Here is a 21,424-nt window from a genome sequence, read left to right as displayed (position 1 = left end):
TCCCTTTTCGTGGAAATCGCTATGGCCGCGTCAGGCTTGCTTGCGCCTGAACATGAATCAGGATGCGAACAGCGTCCGCACCGAGTCCGGCACGCGCTCTGCCCGCAATCCGCCCGGTCGGCTGGCATCCGGCACGGTCCAGACCCGCTTTTCGATACATTCGACGCACAGCTTGCCGTCCAGCGACAGGCGGTGCGCAACGGTAAAACTGCTGTTGCCGAAGATTGGCGCATCGGCCTCCACCAGCACATCGTCGCCATAGGCAGTCGGCACGAAGAAGCGCGCCGAAACATCGACCATCGGGAAACCGGCAAAGGGCATGGTCGCCAGCATCTCCCGCTTCTTGGGCAGGCCCGCCTGTTCGAACAGCAGCATCGTGCTTTCGCCGAAAATGTCGAAATAGCGCGGGGCATGAACGATGCCGGCCGGGTCGCAATGCCCCCATTCGATGCGGACGATCCGCTGCAAGAAAGCGCTCACGCGAGAATGGTCTTTCCCTGCTTGGTGGTTTTTTCAGCCATTTCCTCATCAGACGGCGGAGTGGGAACAAGAAGCCCGCGCTGCACCGCGGGCCGCGCTGAAATCCTTTCGAACCAGCGCTGAAGGTGGGGGAAGCCGCTCATGTCGACGCCGGCCCAGTCATGGCCGCGCACCCAGGGGAAGCAGGCGATGTCGGCGATCGAATAGTCGCCGACCAGATAGTCGCGCGTCGCCAGTTGTGCATCCATGACGCCGAAAAGGCGCTGGCTTTCGCGCACATAACGGTCGATCACCGATGGCAATTTCTCCTCGAAATAGCGGTTGAAGACGGTCGCCTGCCCCATCATCGGGCCAAGGCCGGACATTTGCCACATCACCCACTGGATGACGCGACTGCGGTCCTGCGGGTCAACGGAAAGGAACCGCCCAAATTTTTCCGCCAGATAGAGCAGGATCGCGCCGGATTCGAAAATGGCGAAATCCCCCGCGTCATGATCCACCAAGGTCGGGATGCGGCCATTGGGATTGAGCGCGACATACCAGTCCTGCTTCTGCACCCGGTCGGTGAGCGAGATCGGCGTCACCTTGTACGGCACGCCCAGTTCCTCCAGCAGGATCGACACCTTCCACCCGTTGGGCGTCTCCGACGTCAGCAGTTCCAGCATCATTCTCTCCGGTTTTTATTGTCGCTATCCAAAGCAAAGCCTTGCCCCCGCCGCAAGACGAGTGGCGGCGCTATCATTGAAACTGACAGGTTGAGCGGCCCGCCCTGCCGGGTAGTTTGGCTGATAGTATCGACAGACGACTTGCGGGCCGCCCCAACGCCAGCCAGTTTCATCCCCGAAGGCGCACCAGACGCCATAACCATAAGGTGAGGATGAACAGCGCATGTTGACGCTCTACAGCTTCGGTCCGGCTGCCAACAGCCTGAAGCCCCTGCTGGCTTTATATGAAAAGGGGCTGGAATTCACGCCCCGTTTCGTCGATCCGACCCGGTTCGAACATCATGAAGACTGGTTCAAGGCGATCAATCCGCGCGGTCAGGTGCCTGCGCTCGATCATGACGGCCATATCATTACCGAATCGACCGTCATCTGCGAATATCTGGAGGATGCCTTTCCCGATGCGATACGGCTGCGCCCGGCCGATCCGGTGCAGATCGCCGAAATGCGCGTCTGGACCAAATGGGTGGACGAATACTTTTGCTGGTGCGTATCCACCATCGGCTGGGAACGGATGATCGGACCGCAAGCGCGTAGGCTGAGCGACGCAGAGTTCGAAGAGAAGCTGAAACACATCCCGATCCCCGAGCAGCAGGCCAAATGGCGTAGCGCCCGCGCCGGCTTCCCCCAGGCAGTGCTGGACGAGGAAATGCGCAAGATCCGCGTGTCTGTCGACCGGCTGGAACAACGCCTGTCGCAAGGCCCCTGGCTGGCCGGCGACGACTATACGTTGGCGGATGTCTGCAACTTCGCGATCGCGAACGGCATGCAATTCGGTCACGCCGATATCGTCAATAAGGAAGCGACTCCGCATCTCGTCGCCTGGATCGACCGGATCAATGCCCGGCCCGCCACACAGGCGATGTTCGCCAAATCGAAGAGCGAAATGCCCGCCCGTCCCACCGCTACGGCGGCCTGATCCATGAGCTGGCAAGACGAACCGCCCGCCGGGCAGTTACGCATGTACCACATCCCCGGCTGCCCCTTTTCCGAGCGGATCGAGTTGCTGCTCGACCTGAAGGGGCTGCACGGCATCATGGCCGATCATGAAATCGACATATCGCAGCCCCGTCCCGACTGGCTGCTCGCCAAGACGCGCGGCACCACCGCGCTCCCCGCGCTGGAACTGGAAAATGGCGAGACGCTGAAGGAAAGCATGGTCATCATGCGCTATTTCGAGGATCGCTTTCGCGATCCGCCTGTGGCGCGACAAGACCCCTTTGAACATGCGCTCGAGGCGATGCTGTGCGCGTCCGACGGCCAGTTTACCGGTGCAGGATATCGCATGATTCTGAACCGCGATCCGGCCAAAAGAGAAGAGCATAAGGCAGAGGTCGATGCCCAATATGCGCGGCTGGACGAATTTCTGCGCCATTATGCACCGGACGGCGACTATCTGTTCGACCGTTTCGGCTGGGCGGAAGTGGCCTTCACACCGATGTTCAAGCGGCTCTGGTTCCTAGACTATTATGAAGCCTATCAGATCCCCCAGCATCTGACCCGGTTGCTGCGCTGGCACGATGCCTGCCTGTCACACCCGGTTGCGCAGCGCCATCATGGTCATCGCGAACTGATGACGCTCTATTATGACTATGCCCAGGGTGGCGGCAACGGACGGTTGCCTGAAGGCCGCGCCATTTCCAGCTTCACCCTCGATCCGCCCTGGGACAACCGCCCGCTGCCGCCGCGCGACAAATGGGGCGCCCCCGCCACCGACGCCGATCTCGGCCTTCTTCCCGCATAAGGACATTCATCATGCCCAATACGCTCCAGCACTATATCGACGGCCAGTGGGTCGACAGCCAGGGCGGCCGCACCGTCGCCGTCGTCAATCCAGCGACCGACCAGAGCGCCGCCGACCTGATCCTGGGCACAGCGGCCGATGTCGATGCAGCCGTGGTGGCCGCCCGCCGCGCGTTCGAGACATTTTCGCAGACCAGCCGTGAAGAACGGGTCGCGCTGCTCGAACGGATCGTTGCCGAATATCAAAAGCGCGTGCCCGATATCGCCCGCGCCATCGCCACCGAAATGGGCTGCCCCATCTCCATGGCGCAGACCGCGCAGGCGGGATCGGGCCTCGGCCATCTGGGGCAGGCGCTGAACGCGCTTAAAAATTACGAATTTTCCGAGAAGATCGGCGACAATCGGGTGGTGCGCGAGCCGATCGGCGTGGTTGCGCTCATTACGCCCTGGAACTGGCCAATGAATCAGATTCTGGCCAAGGTCGGCCCGGCGCTGGCTGCGGGCTGCACGATGATCCTGAAACCTTCCGAAGAAGCGCCCAGCTGCGCGGCCATCTTTGCCGAGATACTGGATGCCGCAGGCGTGCCGGCCGGCGTCTTCAATCTGGTGCAGGGCGATGGCGAAGGCGTCGGCACCGCGCTCGCCCAGCATCCCGATATCGACATGGTGAGCTTCACCGGTTCCACGCGCGCCGGCATCATGGTAGCCAAGAACGCCGCCGATACGGTCAAGCGGGTCGCGCAGGAACTGGGTGGCAAATCGCCCAACATCATTTTGGAAGGCACGCCGCTCGACAAGGCACTGCCCGGCGGCGTGGGCGGCGTATTGCTCAACAGCGGGCAGAGCTGTGTGGCACCGACGCGGATGCTGGTCCACAGGTCCCAACATGACGAAGCAGCCGAAAAGGTCGGCGCGCTCTTCGCCGCCAAGAAGGTCGGCGATCCACAGGTCGAGGGCGATCATATCGGCCCTGTCGTCAGCCAGCGACAGTGGGAGCGTATCCAGGGCCTGATCCAGACCGGCATTGATGAAGGCGCGACGCTCGTCACCGGTGGCACCGGGCGCCCTGACGGATTGAGCGAGGGGAGCTATGTCCGTCCCACCGTCTTCGCCAATGTCTCGCCCGACATGACGATCGCCAAGGAAGAGATTTTCGGCCCCGTCCTGGTCCTCATGCCTTATGAAGACGATGAAGATGCCATCCGCATCGCCAACGACACGCCCTATGGCCTGGGCGCTTATGTCGCGGGTGATCCCGCCCATGCGCGCAAGTTCGTCAGCCGCATCCGCGCGGGCGCTGTGTTCGTCAATGCCGGTGGCCTTGCCTTCGACATGCCGTTCGGCGGCTATAAGCAGTCGGGCAATGGCCGCGAATTTGGCAAGTTCGGGCTGGAGGAATTTCTGGAGGTCAAGTCGGTGATCGGCGCGCTGCCCGAAGAGGTAGGCTGATGGCCAGCCTGCCGATCGAAACCGATGTGGAGGACAGCGCGCGGCAGGCGCCCGCGCTGATCCGCTATCTGGACGATGGCGATTTCGTCACGCGGCGCTATGTGTCGCGTGGCGTGGAGATCAACACCGGCCGCTATAGCGACCATCGCATGGTGGTGCGCGACGGCATGCCGATCCGCGACCATTTCCGCTTCGATACCCATGGTTTCATGCTTGGCAGGCATAGCAGCGCCATCCGCGATTTCTTCGACAAGGAAGAGGTCGATCGCCTCTATCTGCGCGAATGTGAGGCGGCGATACAGGCGCTGACCGGCGCATCCTGCGTGTCGGCCCGCGGGTGGATGATCCGCACTTCTGCGGACCTGACCGCCCGCGCGCAGGAGAAAGTGGAAAATTATCGCCATGAAGGCGGCATTCAGCCGCCGGCCGGCGAGGCGCATGTCGATTATAATGAGATTACCGGCCGCCGTGCGGCAGAACGCGCCTATGCCGCCGCTTTTCCCGAAGGCCCGGGCTATAAACGCTATGTCTGCGTCAGTTTCTGGCGCACATTTTCGCCGGGACCGCAGGATTGGCCGCTCGCCATATGCGACGGGCGTACCGTGTCGGATGAAGAGGCGACGTCCAACACCCTGTTCGTGGTGGACGAACTGCCGATCGGCGACGCGCTGACCGCACCGGTGGCCGGCGAGGATCAGATGATCGCGGCGTCCATCTTCCGGCATAGGGCGCGGCATCGCTGGTGGTATTTCTCGAACATGGCGGCAAGCGACGTGCTGCTGTTCAAATTTCAGGATAGCGACCATGATGTGACATGGCGCTGCCCGCATACCGCCTTCCATGACAGCAGCCTGCCAGACAGGAAGGTCCGGTCGAGCATCGAGGTGCGGGCTGTGGCCTTTTTCGAATAGGCATCGGCGCGTTATGTAAAGGCCGAATGACAATCGGCGGTAGCTGGCGCCGCGAAGCGATCATTCGATCAATATTGTTACTGCAAATATCTCGCAATTGCATTCATGTTGCACATGCGTAATAGGGTTCGGATATCATTATCGGAGCTCCTGTGACCAAGCGCGTCTTCTTCCAAATCCACTGGTTCCTGGGCATCACTGCCGGAATCGTGCTGGCTCTGATGGGCGTGACCGGTGCCGCCATGAGCTTCGAGGATGAAATTACCGAAGCCCTGTCCCCAACGTTGTTCGCGCCGGGCGTGCCAGCCGGGGCAGATATGTCACCCGATCGGCTGATCGCCCGGGTCGAGGCCGACCATCCTGGCTATTATGTCGCCCGCCTCGATTGGGAGACGGCACGCGATCGCACCCACGCCATACGCCTGCTCGCCAGCGAAGGACGTGGCCGCATGCAGGGCCAGGTCGATCGTGCCACCGGGCGGTGGCTGGGTGAGCCAGCCGGGGCCGGATTTTTCCACCTGATGGACGAATTGCATCGCTGGCTTGCGCTGCCCGGCGGCGGCAACGGCGTCGGTCGACAGATTACCGCGTTCAGCGCCATTTCCCTCATTTTCTTCGCCCTGTCCGGCCTTTATCTGCGCTGGCCGCGCCAGGCATTGGACTGGCGCGCCTGGATGGTGCTGGATCTGCGCAAGACCGGCCGTAATCTGTGGCGCGCGCTGCATGTCGTGATCGGGACATGGGTGCTGCTCTTCTATCTGCTGAGCGCGCTGACGGGCCTGTGGTGGAGCTATGACTGGTATCGACAGAGCGTGATCTATGCCTTGACCGGCAAGGCAGGCGGCGAGGAGGGACGACGCGAAGGCAAGAAGGACGGCATCGCCCCGCGTCCCGCCATTGATCCGGCATGGACGGCCTTCCGACGCGCGACGGGCGATGATTATGTCTGGGTCCGCATCGCTCGCCCAGCGCCGGCACAGCCGATGAAGACGATCAATTTCGATGCCCGACCGGAAGGCGCGCGCCATCTGCGCCAGACCGATCGCTACAGCTACGATCCCGAAACGATCGCCGTTACGAAGCGCGATCTTTATGATCGGCGGCCGCTGGGCACCATCATCACCCAGAGCATGTTCGAACTGCATCGGGGCGCCTTTTTCGGTCTGCCCGGTCGGATCGCACTGCTGCTGACCAGTCTCACCATGCCTCTGTTCACCGTTACCGGCTATCTGCTCTATCTGTCGCGGCGCCGGCGCAAGCGAGAGGCGAAGGCATTGGAAGCCGGTATCACCGTGGCCGCTGGCGCAGGAACGGGTGACCTGCTGATCGCCTATGCCAGCCAGACCGGTACGGCCGAAATCCGCGCGCGCAATGCGGCGCTGGCCTTGGCGCAAGGCGGCGTGCGAGCGCAGGTTCTGCCGGTCGGAAAGCTGACGCCTGCATTGCTGGCGCAAAACCAACGCCTGCTGTTCGTCGCCAGCACCTATGGCGAAGGCGAGCCGCCGGACATGGCGCGCGGATTTGCTACACGCATGGTGAACGGCGACGCACTGGACCTTGGTCATCTTCGCTATGGCATATTGGCGCTCGGCGATCGGGAATATCCGGATTTCTGCGCGTTCGGTCAAAAGGTGGACCCCTGGTTGCGCGGAGCAGGCGCGACCGCCCTTTTCCCGTTGATCGCGATGGATCATGGCGATCAGGCGGCAGAACAGCAATGGGATGCCGCCCTGCATGATCTGGGCGCAGCAGACGCGCGGCGCGGGCAGACCGTCATCCCCTTCATCGCCTGGACTTTGGTGGCGCGCCATGTGCTCAACCCGCAAAGCGACGCGCTCAAGGCCTTCCACTTGCAGTTCGAGCCGGCCGCCGACATGGACGCCATGTGGGAAGCGGGGGACATCGTCGAGGTTCAACCCTGCAATGCGCCCGAGACAGTGGATGCCCTGCTGGTTGCACAGGCGCAGGACACAGACCTGCTCGACCGATCGACAGCGCTGCGCGATCATCTGATGACGGCGATGTTGCCCGATCACGATCAGCCCATGACCATGGACAGCGCGCGCGCGCTTCGTCCTCTGCCGGTGCGCGAATATTCGGCCGCGTCGATCGCGGCCGATGGCACGTTGGACCTTGTGATCCGGCAGGTGCGTGGCGACGATGGGCGGCTGGGCATAGGATCGGGATGGCTGACGGCGCATATGCCTGTCGGATCGACCACGTTGCTGCGCGTGCGCCCCAATCCAGGTTTCCGCACCGACCCGGCGCAGGGCGGCCAACCGCTGATCCTGATCGGCAACGGCACCGGGATAGCGGGCCTGCGGGCGCATCTGCGGGCTCAGGCCCATGACGGGCACAAGGGGCATTGGCTGCTGTTCGGGGAACGGAGCCGTCGGCATGAGAGCTTCTTCGACGATGAACTGTCGGCATGGATCGAGGATGGTACTCTGACTCGCCTCGATCGCAGTTTTTCGCGAGACAGCGATTGCGCGCGCTATGTGCAGGACATGCTGCCCGATGCGGCTTCTGCCCTGACCGACTGGATCGACCGTGGTGCGACGATCCTGGTCTGTGGCAGTCTGGATGGCATGGCCCAGGGCGTCCATGATGGGCTGGTTGCGATATTGGGCGAAAACAAGCTGGAAACGCTGGCCGAAGAGGGCCGTTATCGACGGGACGTTTACTGATCAGGGCATAGCGGGTGGCAGGTCGTCCGTTTGAGAAGAGCAGCCTGCAACCCGCTATCCAATCTGTCAGTCGACGAAACGCCAGCGCAGGGTTTCGCCCGCATGGAAAGGCACGACGCGAATATCGCCCTGCCCGACCACATCCGGCACGATCGTTTCCTCCCGCTGCAGCGTTACCGTGCCTTCGTTCAACGGCAGACCGTAGAAATTGGGGCCATGTTCGGAGGCGAAGCCTTCCAGTCGGTCGAGAACGCCTTCCTCTTCAAAAACCTGCGCATAGCTTTCCAGCGCGAAGGGGGCGTTGAAGATGCCGGCACAGCCGCAGGCCGATTCCTTGCGATCGACGCCATGCGGGGCGCTGTCGGTACCCAGAAAGAATTTAGGCGAGCCGGACACGGCCGCCTTGCGCACCGCAAGGCGATGACGCTCCCGCTTGGCGACGGGCAGGCAATAGGCATGCGGACGGATACCGCCATCGAAAATGGCGTTGCGGTTGATGATAAGATGCTGGGGCGTGATCGTCGCACCGATTTGAGGCCCGCTATCGGCAACAAATTCAGCCGATTCCGCCGTGGTAATATGTTCGAGCACGATCTTGAGCGCCGGAAAGTCGCGGACGAGAGGCGTCAGGATACGTTCGATGAAAACCGCTTCCCGATCGAAAATGTCGATATCGCGATCCGTCACTTCACCATGGATCAATAGCGGCATGCCGATCCGCTGCATGGTTTCCAGAACGGCGGTCAACTTGCGAATGTCGGTCACACCATGCGCCGAATTGGTCGTGGCATGGGCGGGGTAGAGTTTACAGGCCGCGAACACGCCCTGTTCGAACCCCCTTTCAATTTCCGCCGGATCTGCGCCATCGGTCAGATAACAGGTCATAAGGGGGGTAAAATCCGCACCCTGCGGCAAGGCGGCCAATATGCGATCGCGATAGGCCTCCGCCGCCGCGACGCTGACCACGGGCGGGGTCAGATTGGGCATGACGATGGCCCGCGCAAATTGGCGTGCGGTGTAACCGGCGATCGCTTCCAGCATCGTGCCATCACGAAGATGCACATGCCAGTCATCCGGGCGGCGTATCGTTATCTGTGCTGTCATGCGCTCGCTCTAGCCACCTGTGTGATGGCAGTCGATAGGCTAGTTGGGAAATGCGCCGCCGTTAACGCAGGCCAAAGCCAAGCGCCTTGAGCGCGGCGCTAAGTCGCTGCCGCCCGTTGAGCGAGGCCGCCGACGCCCCGCGTTGAAGCAATTGCGCGATCCAGCCGACAGTCGGCAGCCCCTGTCCGTGCTGGAATATGCGGGAGGTCGCGTCGTAGCTGTCGATCGCTGCCTGCTGCGGCTCAAGCGCATAGCCTTCATGGTGCAGCACGGCGGCCTGCGGCAGGCGTGGCTTGATGGATGCCGGCCTGTCGGGATCGGGCCAGCCGACAACCAGGCCGAATACCACGCCGGCATTGGGCGGCAAGTCGATCAGGGCAGCCACATCTTCCGGCCGATTGCGCAGCGCGCCGATATAGACGGTGCCCAGACCGAGCGATTCCGCCGCCACGACCGCATTTTGCGCAGCCAATGCGGCATCGATCGACGCGACCAGAAAGCTTTCGAGATAACCGAAACCTTCGGCCGGCGCATCGCTGCGGGCGGCGATGTGATGCGCGCGGGCCAGATCCGCGATCCACAGCAAAATCAGCGGAGCATGCGCGATATGCTGTTGTCCGCCCGCCAGCTGCGCCAGTTGCGCGCGCTTGTCCGCATCGGCGACCGCAACGACGCTCCACAATTGGAGGTTGGAGGAACTGGCCGCAGATTGCGCTGCGGCCACCAGCGTTTCTACGGTCCCGTCCGGCAATGCATCCTTGCGATAGGCGCGTATGGAGCGATGTGACAGGAGGTGCCCAATCACATCATTCCATAGCAGGGGGCCGGATGGTTCATCGCCACCATAGCGCCGTGCCAGCGCGGCATGGAGGTCCGGGTGCGCGATTGGATCGTCCAAGGCCATGCCCACAGCGCCTTTCTATGCGAGTGCCGATCAATATGAGAAGCGAACGCTCGCCAATACCGTCGCCGGATCGGCATAGTTGCGATAATAGACCCCGGTGGTCGGCGTATAGGCCGAACTGACCGGTTTGTTCGCACCCAATATATTCTTGCCTGTGAGCGCGACCTGGAAGCGGTCGTCCGGCAGAACCCAGGTGACGGACCCGTTGACGAAGGTTTGCCCCGGCACCCGATCCTGCGTCCGCGCCAGCGCATTGGCATAGAAGCTGCTTTGATATTGAGCGTTGGCGGAGAGCCGCAAATGGCTGCCGCTCGCGCCCAGGGGCAGGTCATAGGTCGTGCCACCCGACAGCGACCATTTGGGCGCGTTGGTCAGCGGATTACCGTCGGCATTCACGCCGTTGCCACCGGCCCCCTTATAATCGTCGTAGACCGCCTTCAGATAGCCGACCGACCCCTGGAAGCTCAGGGCATCGGTCAGCCGCAGGTCGTTTTCCAGCTCGACGCCCCAGCTATGCGCCTTGCCAGCATTGCCCCGCCGGCTGCCGACATAAGCGGGGTCATAGAAGGATACCTGCAAATCCTTATAGTCATTGTAGAAGACCGCCAGATTGCTGCGCAGCGCCCGGCCGAACAATGTCGCCTTCAAACCGCCTTCATAGGTGGTGACCTTTTCAGGATTGAAGGGCAAGGTCGCCAGGTCCAGTCGGGTGGCGCGATTATCGAAACCGCCCGATTTGAAGCCGCGCGACCAGGTCAGATAGTTGAGCAGGTTGGGTGTCCATTGCGCCTGCACCGAAACCTTGGGCGTCAACGCCTTCCATGTCTTTTCCGCTTCCCCCGCGATGGATTGCGACACGACATTGCGGTTATCGTCGATCACCTTGTTATCGAAGACGAACCGTTTCTTCTCGATCGTGCCGCGAATACCGGCCGTCACACTGAAAATATCATCCGCCTTCCAAGTCCCTTCCCCGAAGACGGCATAGGCGTCGGTATAGGTGATATTATGCGCACGCTGCTTGTTGACGGGCGCGGTCGCAGCCGTGCCGGTCCGGCTGAAACCATCGCGTTCCACGAAGAAACGTTCATGCAGGTAGAAAAGGCCGCTGGTGAAGCTGACATCGCCAAATTCACCATTCAACTGCACCTCCTGGCTCAGGAACTTGTCATTATAATGGATGAGATTTTTCTGGATCAGTGCGGCCTGCCCGTCATTTTCATAATAGACGGGGTTGAGGTTGAAGCCGCCGGCCGCCGTGATCGACTTGATCGAAAGCTGGGGCGAGAGCGTGTAGATAAGGCGCAAGGAGCCGTTGAGCGCATTGAGATGCTGGAGCGGCTCGACTTCCGAGTAGGATCGACGGCGGCTGAACGTCCCGCCCGGCTGGTTGACCGGAATATAGGATCGGCTGTCGCTGCGGTCGCGGATCACGTTGAGGGTCAACAGCGCATCGAGGTCGTTGATGCCGGTGAAGCGCAGCTTGCCGCGCCATCCGTCCAAGTCGATGCGATTCACATCATGGCCCAGCGTCGGGTTGTAGGTGACGCCGTCACGCGTCCGGTGAATGTAGGAGATGCTGGCCGAAAGCACGTCCTTGACGATGGGCCCGCTGACAAGCGCGCGCAACTGCACGTCATTATAGCTGCCATAGCCCGCCTCGGCCGTCACATGGGTCGTATCGTCCGGATCGCGGGTGATCAGGCGAAGAGCGCCCGCGCTGCTGTTGCGGCCGTATAAAGTGCCCTGCGGTCCGCGCAGCAGTTCGACCCGCTCCAGATCGACGAATTCACTCATCGATCCGATCTGACGCGGAACATAGACGTCGTCGACATAGACGGCCAGCACAGGTTCCTGGATCGGATCGCTCTCACCCACGCCACGTAGCGAGAAGGTCTGGGTCGTATGGCTGATCGACGTGCGGGCTACGAACAGGTTGGGCACTTGCCCAGCCAGATCGCGCACGCTGGTGATATTGCGCTGTTCCAGCAACTCGGGCGTGAAAGCGGAAATGGCGATGGCGGTCTTTTGCAGGTCCGTCGCGCGGCGCTCGGCGGTAACGATGATTTCTCCCCCGGACCCGGTGTCTTCAACCGGGGTCACTTGGGTCGGTGCCGTCTGGGTCGGTGCCGTCTGGGCCTGAGCGGTTTGGGCCTGGGCGGTTTGGGCCAGGACCAGGGCCGATGCCAGGGACAGATAAAAATCAAACGAGCGATAAGTGAATTTCATGGACGTGCATTTCTCTAACCACCCGCCCCGCGCGGATTTGAGAATTTTCTACTAGATTGGTAGATATTTTGAGCAAACAAGTTGTGCGCATGCGCTGTTGAGAAGCGCTGAAGTCATACGGCTTGCCATATCGCCTCGTCCCGGACGCTGGTGAGCGCAAGTCGTCTGCAGTCACTCCATTCTGACATTCAACTGGCGGTCCCACCGCCATTTCCTCCCCGCCGCTAACATGCAGCCAGGTTATGGTTGGAACATATTGCCGTGATCACGCCGGTTCGAGAGCTGCCTGTCGAGAATTTTTCCAAAGCCCGATGTGCAGCAGCAATCGCAGCCAGAAGGACCGAGCAACGGATCATTCCTATCTGAATGATGTGCCAACGACCTGTCTGTCTGAATAGCTATGTTTCCAGTTCACAAAAGCTAGCTGTCCAGAAGGGCCGTCACCGTCTTGGTTTCGGTGTAGTGAAGCACCCCTTCCTCGCCGACCTCCCGCCCCCAGCCGGATTCCTTGACCCCGCCAAAAGGCGCGGAGGGATCATTCATGCCATGGGTGTTGATCCACACCGTGCCGGCTTGCAGCTTGCGGGCGGTCAGATGGGCGCGCGACAGATCGCGGGTCCAGATGTTGGCGGCCAGACCATAGCGGGTGTGGTTGGCCGCCCGGACCACCTCATCTGCATCGTCGAAAGGCGTGGCAACCAGCACCGGGCCAAAAATCTCCTCCCGCACGATGCTGGCGTCGGCGTCGGGATTGGCGAAGATGGTCGGCTCGACGAAGTAGCCGTCTTGCTCGCCTGTTCCGCCACCGGTGACGAGGTCCGCCCCGCTCGCCTTGCCCTGGGCGATGAAATCCAGCACGCGGCTCTGCTGTACCTTCGACACCAAAGGCCCCAGCATCGTGTCAGGATCGCGCCCATGGCCAAGCTTGAAGGTTTTCGCGACCTGCGCGACTCCTTCGACCACCTTGTCGAACACGGATCGTTCGACATAGAGGCGCGAGGCGGCAAGACAAACCTGCCCGGAATTGAAGAAGATGGCGAGCGCGGCGCCGATCGCCGCCTGGTCGAGGTCGGCGTCGGCGAAGATCAGCGAGGGCGACTTTCCGCCCAGTTCCAGCGTCACGCGCTTCAGATCCTTCGCGGCGGTCTGGACGATCTGCTTGCCCACGCGGGTCGATCCGGTGAACGCGATCTTGTCGACACCTGGATGTTCGACAAGCGCCTGCCCCGCCTCATGCCCGTAGCCGGTGACGATGTTCAATACGCCCTCGGGCAGCCCCGCCTCCAGCGCCAGTTCCGCCAGGCGCAGCGCGGTCAGCGGCGTGACTTCGGAAGGCTTTAGAACGATGGTGCAACCCGCCGCCAATGCCGAGGCGATCTTCCACGCGGCCATGGCGAGGGGGTAATTCCACGGCACGATCTGGCCCACGACACCGATCGGATCGCGCACGGAATAGCTGTGATATTGGCGGCCATCGCCGGAAATCGGGTTCACCTGCCCATAAATTTTCGAGCACCAGCCCGCCATGTAGCGGAAGATATCCACGGCGGCCGGGACATCCACCGCCAGCGCATGATGCACCGCCTTGCCATTGTCATAGCTTTCCAGCAGCGCCAGTTCCTGCGCGTGATCCTCGATCTTGCGGGCGATCGCCTCGATGATCTTGCCGCGATCGAGCGGCCGCATCCGTGCCCAGACTGCGGATTCGAACGCCGTGCGCGCCTGCCGCACCGCCCGGTCCACATCGGCCGCCGTGCCTGCCGGCACGCTGGCGAAAATCTTGCCCGTCGCCGGATCTTCCACATCGATGCGGCGCCCATCCGCTGCCTCCTCCCACCCACCGCCGATCAGCATGCGCGTGGTCGGCAAACGGACCTCATGTCCCGGTTCGCCATGCAGGCCGGCAACGTGGGAGGAGCGTGCAGTCATAGGGTTTCTCCGGGAAGCAAGAAGGAGCCGCGTCCACCGTTCAGGACGCGGCCCAGGGGAGGTGGTTCAGAAACGCGCCGACAAGGTTGCGCCGAAAGTGCGGGGGCGCCCGGCGAAGCGGACCGTCGTGTCGGTGATGCGGGTGGCGTTGGACCAATAATAGGTGTTGCCCAGGTTCCGCACGAACGCGCTGATCTTGTAACGCTCGTCATCGAAGGACAGGCCGGCGCGCAGGTCGATGAGCGTATAATCCTCGATCGTCAGGCCACCCTGCGCGGTGAGCGCTCGCGACGGCGTAGCGCGGGCATTGCCCAACACCGCCTTGGTATCGCTCTGAAAATTGAGGTTGGCGCCGATAAATGCTTCCACATCGTCGCTGAGCGCCCAGTCATATTGAGCATCGGTTACAATCTGGAATTTGGGGGTATAGGGAAAGGCCGATCCGCCAAAGTCCAGCTGGTTGCCATAGCTGTCATAATTGACGAAACTGCCCTTGATCTTGGTATCGAGGTAGGTCGCGCCTATGCTCACGCGCAGACCGTCGGCCGGCGCCAGATCAAGCTGCATCTCCGCACCCTGCACGCGCGACTTGGGCACATTGACCAGCGCTTCGAGCGGGCCGAACACATCGGGATTGGCGATCACGCGGCCCTTCAACTGCTTGTCGCTATAATCATAATAGAAGAGCGCGCCGTTGATCTGAGCCCTATTCTCCAGCAAGGTCAGCTTGGCTCCGACCTCATAGGCAGTCACCGATTCCTGCGTCACCGGATTAAACTGGTTGGCATCGCTGGCTGACAGCAGCGGAAAACTGCCCGATTTGTAGCCCTTGCTGACCGAGGCATAGAGCAGCACGTCCTTGCTCGGCTTATAATCGATACCCGCACGCCAGGAGACATTATCCTCATCCAAGGTCCGCTGCACTTCACCGACGGTCAGGGTCGGACCATCGATCGTCACGCAGGCACCATCGCGAATGGCGATGGGCGCCAGTCCCGCGCCGCCACGGATGAAGTTCACCAGATTCTGGATCCCCTGCCCCAGAGCAAAGCCGCGATCAGCGGTACAGCCCGCGAAATCGATATTGGTCTTCGTATAGCGCACGCCGCCATGCAGGGTCAGATGATCGCCAATGTCATAATCCAGGTTGGCGAACACCGCCTTGTTCACGAACTTCTGTTGCGCGTATTGGCTGTAGACGAAGAAGGGGATGCCCAGGCCTGCATCGACAAAATTATAGGCCGATGTCGATTGGTCGTAGGGACCGGCATCATCCTGCTGATAGGTTTTTTCCCGCGCATAATTGGCGCCCAGAATATAAGTCAGGCCGCCCGTTCGCCCCTGCAGCCGCAATTCCTGCGACAATGATGTGATCTTGCCGGTGGTGTTGTAGAAATAATCGCGCAGCGCCACGCCGTCAGGATCGATGTCCTGATCATTATGATATTGGGAATAGCTGCTGATCGACGTCAGCGTCAGATCGTCGGTCAGGTCGATATCGCCCCGAAAGGATGCCTGATAGAACCAGTCGTCGCGCCCTGGCTTCTGCTCCGGTGTCCAGTCCGCATCGCGATTGTTGCGCGGTGCGATCGGATAGGTGGCGAGTGGACCCAGCCGCGCCGGATTGCCCAGCGGCACCACCCCGATCAGTTGCGCCGCCTGGCCGTCGCTCTTGTCGATAAAGCCATTGAGATTAAGCGAAAAGCGCGCGCCATCGGACGGCTCGAAATCGATCAGAATACGCCCGGTCGTGAAGTTGCGATCGCCCAGCTTCTCGTCACGGGTATAGCTGCGCTGCCACGCGCCGCCCTGCTCGGTGCGCAGCGCGACCCGCGCTGTCAGCGTATCGCTGATCGGTCCGCTGATGAAGCCGCCGCCCGATACCTGTCCGAAACTGTCCACCCCAGCGTCGATCCCCGCCTTGAAGGTCGATGTCGGCTTGGCCGCGATATAGTTGATCGCGCCGCCGGTCGCATTCGACCCGAACAAGGTGCCCTGTGGTCCTTTCAGCACCTCGACCCGCTCCAGATCGAGCGTCGCGCCACGCGTCATGATGGAGAAGGGGATCGGCACCTGATCCTGATAGATGCTGACCGTAGGCTTGGCCGCCAGGCTGGTGTCGTAGAAGCCGATGCCGCGCAACGTGTAGACCGGCGTTGCGAAGGCGCTTTCGGTATAGTTGAACCCCGGCACGATCTTCACCAGATCGGCGACATTGGTGATCCCCTGATTGGCCAGTTTCTCCCCCGACGCCGCCGTAATCGAGAGCGGCACATCGTTGATCGCCTGCTCACGCTTTTGCGCGGTGACGATGATGTCGCCCAAACCGGCAGACTGCGCCTGCGGCGCGGCCTCAGTCTGCGCAAATGCCGATGCGTGCATTGCCGCCATCGATACGCTGGCGACCAGCAGGACTATTGTCTTTTGCATGTCAGGCTCCTCCCATATTGCCCGGATTGTCCACCCTTGGGCATTGTGCCGACCCCGCGTGCGCGATGTCCCGGCTTTTGAAAAATCAGGCTTTCTTGAAACGGATCGGCAGCGCCTTGTAACCGCCGACAAAGTTCGTCTCGACCAGGCGCGGCGGTCCGGCCATTTCCACCGACGCCAGATGGGGCAGCAGTTCCTCGAACAGGATGCGCATCTCCAGCTTGGCCAGATGCTGGCCCAAACACATATGCGGGCCAAAGCCGAAGGCGATATGCGGATTGGGCGAGCGGGTGATGTCGAACCGATCCGCGTCCGCGAACACCGCCTCGTCCCGATTGCCCGACGGGTAGCAGATCATCAGCCGTTCCATCGCGCGGATGTCCATGCCCCGCACCTGCGTGTCGGCAGTGGCGTTGCGCATGAAATGCTTGACCGGACTGGTCCAGCGGATCGCCTCGTCCACCAGGCCCGGAATCAACGCCGGGTCTGCCTTCACCTTCGCCCAGTTTTCCGGATAGGCCATCATTCCGTGCAGGCCGCCAGCGGTGGACGATGATGTCGTGTCATGCCCCGCCGTGGCGATCGCGACATAATAGCCATTCGCTTCGTCACGCGGGATGGGCGCCCCATTGATCCGCGAATTGGCGATCAGCGACAGCAGATCGTCGGTCGGCTGCTCGCGCCTCTGCGCACTCAGCCTGTCGAAATAGGTATAGAAATCCTCGATCGAAGCCGCCCATTGTTTCGCAGCTACCACAGGGTCAGCCACCATTTCCGGCCGCTGCTCCTCAGGATCATGGACGCCGAAAAATTCCTGCGTCAGCTTGAGCATCTTCGGCTCGTCTTCGGGCGGTACCCCGAACAGCGACATGATGACACGCAAAGGATAGTGGAGCGCGAAGTCGCGGACGAAATCGCATTCGCCGTCAAAACTCAGCAAATTGTCGACCGACTGGCGCGCCAGCACCCTCACCTGCTCCTCCAGCTTGCTGATCTTGCCCGGCAGGAACCAGTTGGAAGTCAGTGTGCGGTAGGATGCATGTTCGGGCGGGTCCATATAGGTCAGCGACGACAATAGTCGCGTCGTCCCCCCGGTAATCTCCCGCGTGAAGGCGTCAGATGCCTGATCGTTCAATACGGGATTGTGATCGGCATTATGGAACAGCTTGGCATTGCGTTCCACTTCCCTGATGTCGGCATGTCTGGTGACGATCCAGAGCGGATCATAGCCCGGTACCTGCGCGATCCCCAACGGCATATGCTCACGCAGCCATTTGAACGCACCATAGATGGTCGCATCGTCCGTGTAGCTTTTGGGCGCGACCACGATCCGCGCGATATCGTCGGGGATGATCGGACGCGTGTCTGCATCCAGCGAAGTCGCCATGAAACTACCCTCTCCTGCCACGCTGCCCTTGGGCCATTTGCGTATTGCGTATGCTTATTACGTAGTTGTGGACAAGGCCGATCGTCAATCGTAAAAAGCGGTCGGACCATTTAGTGATGACGTCGGGCAAAGCGACGCTTTTGTGCGGCTCGCAGGAAAGAAATGGACTGCAAGATCCCGGCTTTTGAATGCAGGGGCACAATTTGAATGAGAGGATGACCATGGAAGTAGTGGCAGCGGTCGCCCGGACGGCGGGCGGAGAATTCACCATCGAGCATCTGACGCTGGGCGACATACGCCCTGACGAGATATTGGTGCGGGTCGTGGCGACCGGCCTTTGCCATACAGACATCGTCGTGCGCGATCAGCTGTTGCCGACGCCACTGCCTGTCGTGCTGGGCCATGAGGGGGCCGGCATCGTAGAAGCGATCGGCGCCGAAGTGGCATCAGTTGCGCCGGGTGACCGGGTGGTCATGGGCTTTGCCGCCTGTCGCCAATGCCCGCAATGTCTAAATGGCCAGCCGGCCTATTGCACCGATTTTGCCGCGCTCAATTTCGGCGGATGCCGCACCGACGGTTCGACTTGCCTGCATGATGGAAAGGCGCAGGTCAGCAGCCATTTTTTCGGGCAATCCTCCTTCGCGCGTCATGCCATCGTCGCGGCGCACAATGTGGTGAAAGTGTCGGCCGACGCACCGCTGGAGCTTCTGGGGCCATTGGGCTGCGGCATCATGACCGGCGCGGGCGCCGTCATGAAGGCGCTCAAACTACAGGTCGGCGAAGCCATTCTCGTCACCGGCGGCGGCCCGGTGGGACTGAGCGCCGTTATGGCGGCCAGCGCTTCCGGTGCCGGGGCGATCATCGTCGCGGATCCGCTGGAAAGTCGCCGGGTCATGGCGCTGGATCTGGGCGCCACCCATGTGATCGATGTGGCCGCCGGCGACACGGCAGAACAATTACGCGCGATCAGGCCTCAGGGCGTCGATTGCGTGCTCGACACATCGGGCGCCGTACCTGCGATCGATGCAGGCATGCGCGCGCTCAGTCCACTCGGAAGGCTTGCCATGGTCGGCGTGCCCAAGGCACTGGACGCCGCGGTCAGCGTCAATATCCTGCATATGCTCTCGCTTGGCATCAGCATCTGCGGGGTCACGGAGGGCAATGCCGATCCGCAAAGCTTCCTGCCCGAACTGATCGCCCTCAATGCAAAGGGGCTGTTCCCCTTCGAAAAGCTGATGACCCGCTATCGACTGGAGGATATCAACCAGGCCGTCACGGACCAGCATGAGGGTCGCTGCGTCAAGGCCGTGCTGACGATGGCGTGATACCGTCTGCGGGGCGATCCGTTTCCTTGCCGGCGCGGATCGCCTCGACATGCCGGAAAAACGCACGCTGGCGCATCAGGCCAAAGAAATCGAGCATCAGCGGCAGAGCATGTTCCACCATGGTCGCAGCTTCGCCGACGTCGATATGTCCCTCGACCCGCTCCATGAAGGTCTTTGCCTCCCACCGCCCGACAAAGTCGGCAGCATCGGTGTAAAACCCCAATATCTCTGGCGTATAGTCCAACCGCCGATCAAAGCCCGCCTTGCGCATATCACCCCAGATGCGCACCAGTTGCGCGCAGGTGATGCTCAACGCCTCCCCTTGATCGGTGTCGATGATGGACAGGATACCGATCTTGGCGAGCGTGCGGGCATCCTCCGCCGCATGCGGATAACGATCCAGCAGCGACGCGATCGTCACCGGCGGACCATCCACGCCGGCACGGTGCGATACCAGCTGCTCCAGTTGGTCGAATGCACTGGCCTCCACCCGGCCGTCCATACCCTCGCCGCCGATAATCGCCTTGATCTGCCCCAGCGTCAGCCGGTTCTCTCGCTGCAATCGCCGCACCGCCAGGATCGCCTGGACATGCTCTTCGCCATAATCGGCAACGGTCTTGCGCGGGCGGGCGGGTTCGGGGATTACTCCTTCGCGCAGATAGACGCGGATCGTCTCGCGATGGACCCCGGTCCGCAACTCCAGTTCGCGCATCTTCATTCCACCGCTACAGCATGACGAGCAAAATGTGGCAAGCTGCTATGTTTGATATATACGCAACAGCCTCACGACGCCTTGACAGCATAGCTGATCTTGCGTCTGCGGAATGGCCAGAAATTATGATTGAGGGCCGTTGCCAAAGCCCGGATAGGCCAGCACATCATCACGTCCACAATGTGGGTTAACGTAATTCCCATCCTTGATGAAATCCAGGATCCTTCAATTTATATTGACTGTTAACTGCTCAATTTCAAACATTGACCTGCAGATTCTCTTAGAACGATCTTATGTTCCAGATATATCAGCATTGATGGCTGTCCCACACTGACGTCTTTAGCGAGTTTCACAGCCAGTGTCGCCGCGTCGCTGGAGATTTGCCGCCCTGGATGCTTCACGGTCGTGAGCGATGGCCAAATCTTTACCGCGATCGGCGTGTCGTCAAACCCCACCACCGACAGGTCACGCGGCACATCCAGCCCGCGCCGATGCGCCAACGACACGACGGCGGCGGCCATGTCGTCATTGCTGGCGAAGATCGCGGTCGGCCGGTCGGTCAGGTCCAGCAGCGCCGCGCCTGCGACCAGTCCGGATTCAAAGCTCATGTCGCCGGTCGCGATCAACTCTGGCTGGACCGGCAAACCCGCATCGCGTAGCGCCGCCTGATAGCCTTCGCAGCGGGTGCGATGGATCAGGTGGCCGGCGCCGCCGCGAATGAAGCCGATATTCCGATGGCCAAGGCCGATCAGATAGGCGGTCATATCCCGCGCTGCGCCATAATCGTCAATCCGCACGCAATGGTCGCCGGACAGCGCATCACCCGGAGACATCGCTACCACAGGCACCGGACAGTCGCGGGTCAGGCCATGGCGATTGGCAATTTCGCAATAGGGCGGGACGATCAGGATCGCATTCGCGCCATTTTCCACCAGCCCCTGAATCTGCTGCGCAATTTCCTTGGGGTCACCATTTTCCAGCGGCCGGAGTAACAGCTGCGCGCCCAGCCGGCTGGTTGCATCCAGTGCGCCAACCAGAATGGAACTGAGAAATGCGTTTTCGATATTGCGATAGAGCAGGCCAATTCGCGTCGCGCTGGCGCTTGCCAGCGACCGCGCGGCCATATTGGGCACGTAATTGAGTTCACGCACCGCCGCCATCACCGCGTCGCGCTTGCTTTGTCGCACCTTGCTACTGTTGTTGAGGACGTTGGACACGGTCATGGGCGACACACCGGCATGGTTCGCAACCGTCTGAATGGTAATGGCCTGGTTGGCCCGACGCCCCGATCGGGCCATGATTGTTACTCCCTGTGCCACGCACCGCACGCTTTCGCTATATGTTTAACGCTATATTTCTGGCGGTTGCAAATGGCTACGGACGATCCAGCTGTCAGAATTCCACGATTGTTC

Annotated in this window: 16 protein-coding genes; 6 read left to right on the top strand and 10 right to left on the bottom strand. The window is 61.3% G+C overall.

Features of this window, described 5'->3' with window-relative positions; translation table 11 throughout:
• Nucleotides 1-57: 57 nt before the first annotated feature.
• Together F4U95_RS18610 and F4U95_RS18605 are read right to left on the bottom strand one after the other, a co-directional pair.
• Nucleotides 58-480 carry an acyl-CoA thioesterase gene (locus tag F4U95_RS18610; RefSeq protein WP_120252649.1) on the bottom strand — a complete coding sequence of 141 codons (423 nt, stop codon included), beginning with the start codon at nucleotides 478-480 and terminating at the stop codon, nucleotides 58-60.
• Nucleotides 477-1,148, bottom strand: a complete 672-nt coding sequence (locus F4U95_RS18605) for a glutathione S-transferase family protein (RefSeq protein ID WP_232016514.1) — start codon at nucleotides 1,146-1,148, stop codon at nucleotides 477-479. The genes F4U95_RS18610 and F4U95_RS18605 overlap by 4 nt, the downstream gene beginning before the upstream one ends.
• Before the next feature lie 220 nt (nucleotides 1,149-1,368).
• Here F4U95_RS18605 and F4U95_RS18600 point away from each other — a divergent pair, with 220 nt between their 5' ends.
• The 5 genes from F4U95_RS18600 (at nucleotide 1,369) to F4U95_RS18580 (ending at nucleotide 7,992) form a co-directional block, all read left to right on the top strand.
• Entirely contained in the window at nucleotides 1,369-2,121 is a 753-nt protein-coding gene (locus F4U95_RS18600; protein ID WP_120252648.1) for a glutathione S-transferase family protein, read from the top strand.
• Between the two features lie 3 nt (nucleotides 2,122-2,124).
• Nucleotides 2,125-2,946, top strand: a complete 822-nt coding sequence (locus F4U95_RS18595) for a glutathione S-transferase family protein (protein WP_232016512.1) — start codon at nucleotides 2,125-2,127, stop codon at nucleotides 2,944-2,946.
• 11 nt (nucleotides 2,947-2,957) lie between these two features.
• Nucleotides 2,958-4,394, top strand: a complete 1,437-nt coding sequence (locus F4U95_RS18590) for an aldehyde dehydrogenase family protein (protein WP_120252647.1) — start codon at nucleotides 2,958-2,960, stop codon at nucleotides 4,392-4,394.
• The gene (locus tag F4U95_RS18585) at nucleotides 4,394-5,305 is read left to right on the top strand and encodes a CmcJ/NvfI family oxidoreductase (protein ID WP_150426655.1); all 912 of its coding nucleotides are present in this window, start codon (nucleotides 4,394-4,396) and stop codon (nucleotides 5,303-5,305) included. The genes F4U95_RS18590 and F4U95_RS18585 overlap by 1 nt, the downstream gene beginning before the upstream one ends.
• Before the next feature lie 152 nt (nucleotides 5,306-5,457).
• Nucleotides 5,458-7,992, top strand: a complete 2,535-nt coding sequence (locus tag F4U95_RS18580; protein ID WP_120252645.1) for a PepSY domain-containing protein — start codon at nucleotides 5,458-5,460, stop codon at nucleotides 7,990-7,992.
• Between the two features lie 66 nt (nucleotides 7,993-8,058).
• Here the strand turns inward: F4U95_RS18580 and pyrC are convergent, their stop codons facing one another.
• The 6 genes from pyrC to F4U95_RS18550 form a co-directional block, all read right to left on the bottom strand.
• Nucleotides 8,059-9,096: a dihydroorotase gene (gene pyrC / locus F4U95_RS18575; protein ID WP_120252644.1), complete on the bottom strand. Its 1,038-nt coding sequence runs from the start codon at nucleotides 9,094-9,096 to the stop codon at nucleotides 8,059-8,061.
• A gap of 61 nt (nucleotides 9,097-9,157) precedes the next feature.
• Nucleotides 9,158-10,000 (bottom strand): NADPH-dependent oxidoreductase, encoded by an 843-nt coding sequence (locus F4U95_RS18570; RefSeq protein ID WP_150426654.1) that lies wholly within the window; start codon nucleotides 9,998-10,000, stop codon nucleotides 9,158-9,160.
• Between the two features lie 30 nt (nucleotides 10,001-10,030).
• The gene (locus F4U95_RS18565; protein WP_120252642.1) at nucleotides 10,031-12,229 is read right to left on the bottom strand and encodes a TonB-dependent receptor; all 2,199 of its coding nucleotides are present in this window, start codon (nucleotides 12,227-12,229) and stop codon (nucleotides 10,031-10,033) included.
• Nucleotides 12,230-12,649: 420 nt separating this feature from the next.
• Nucleotides 12,650-14,158, bottom strand: coding sequence for an aldehyde dehydrogenase family protein (locus F4U95_RS18560; protein ID WP_232016503.1), 1,509 nt, complete (start codon nucleotides 14,156-14,158; stop codon nucleotides 12,650-12,652).
• A 66-nt stretch (nucleotides 14,159-14,224) separates the two neighbouring features.
• A complete protein-coding gene (locus F4U95_RS18555; RefSeq protein ID WP_197716483.1) occupies nucleotides 14,225-16,588 on the bottom strand; it encodes a TonB-dependent receptor in 2,364 nt (787 codons plus the stop codon).
• Between the two features lie 85 nt (nucleotides 16,589-16,673).
• A complete protein-coding gene (locus F4U95_RS18550) occupies nucleotides 16,674-17,975 on the bottom strand; it encodes a cytochrome P450 (protein WP_120252640.1) in 1,302 nt (433 codons plus the stop codon).
• A 215-nt stretch (nucleotides 17,976-18,190) separates the two neighbouring features.
• Between F4U95_RS18550 and F4U95_RS18545 the strand changes: the two genes are divergently transcribed.
• Nucleotides 18,191-19,300: an NAD(P)-dependent alcohol dehydrogenase gene (locus F4U95_RS18545; RefSeq protein ID WP_232016502.1), complete on the top strand. Its 1,110-nt coding sequence runs from the start codon at nucleotides 18,191-18,193 to the stop codon at nucleotides 19,298-19,300.
• On the opposite strand, the gene F4U95_RS18540 is transcribed toward F4U95_RS18545, so the two are convergent.
• Together F4U95_RS18540 and F4U95_RS18535 are read right to left on the bottom strand one after the other, a co-directional pair.
• Nucleotides 19,275-20,018, bottom strand: a complete 744-nt coding sequence (locus tag F4U95_RS18540) for a MerR family transcriptional regulator (protein WP_120252639.1) — start codon at nucleotides 20,016-20,018, stop codon at nucleotides 19,275-19,277. The two genes, F4U95_RS18545 and F4U95_RS18540, sit on opposite strands and share 26 nt — an antisense overlap.
• A gap of 236 nt (nucleotides 20,019-20,254) precedes the next feature.
• Nucleotides 20,255-21,310 carry a LacI family DNA-binding transcriptional regulator gene (locus tag F4U95_RS18535; protein WP_120252638.1) on the bottom strand — a complete coding sequence of 352 codons (1,056 nt, stop codon included), beginning with the start codon at nucleotides 21,308-21,310 and terminating at the stop codon, nucleotides 20,255-20,257.
• Between the last annotated feature and the right edge of the window lie 114 nt (nucleotides 21,311-21,424).

It is taken from the genome of Sphingobium limneticum, from assembly GCF_008710165.1.
GTDB classification, from domain to species: domain Bacteria; phylum Pseudomonadota; class Alphaproteobacteria; order Sphingomonadales; family Sphingomonadaceae; genus Sphingobium; species Sphingobium limneticum.
Note: the sequence above shows the minus strand (reverse complement) of the source record. Positions and strands in the feature narration are given on the sequence as shown.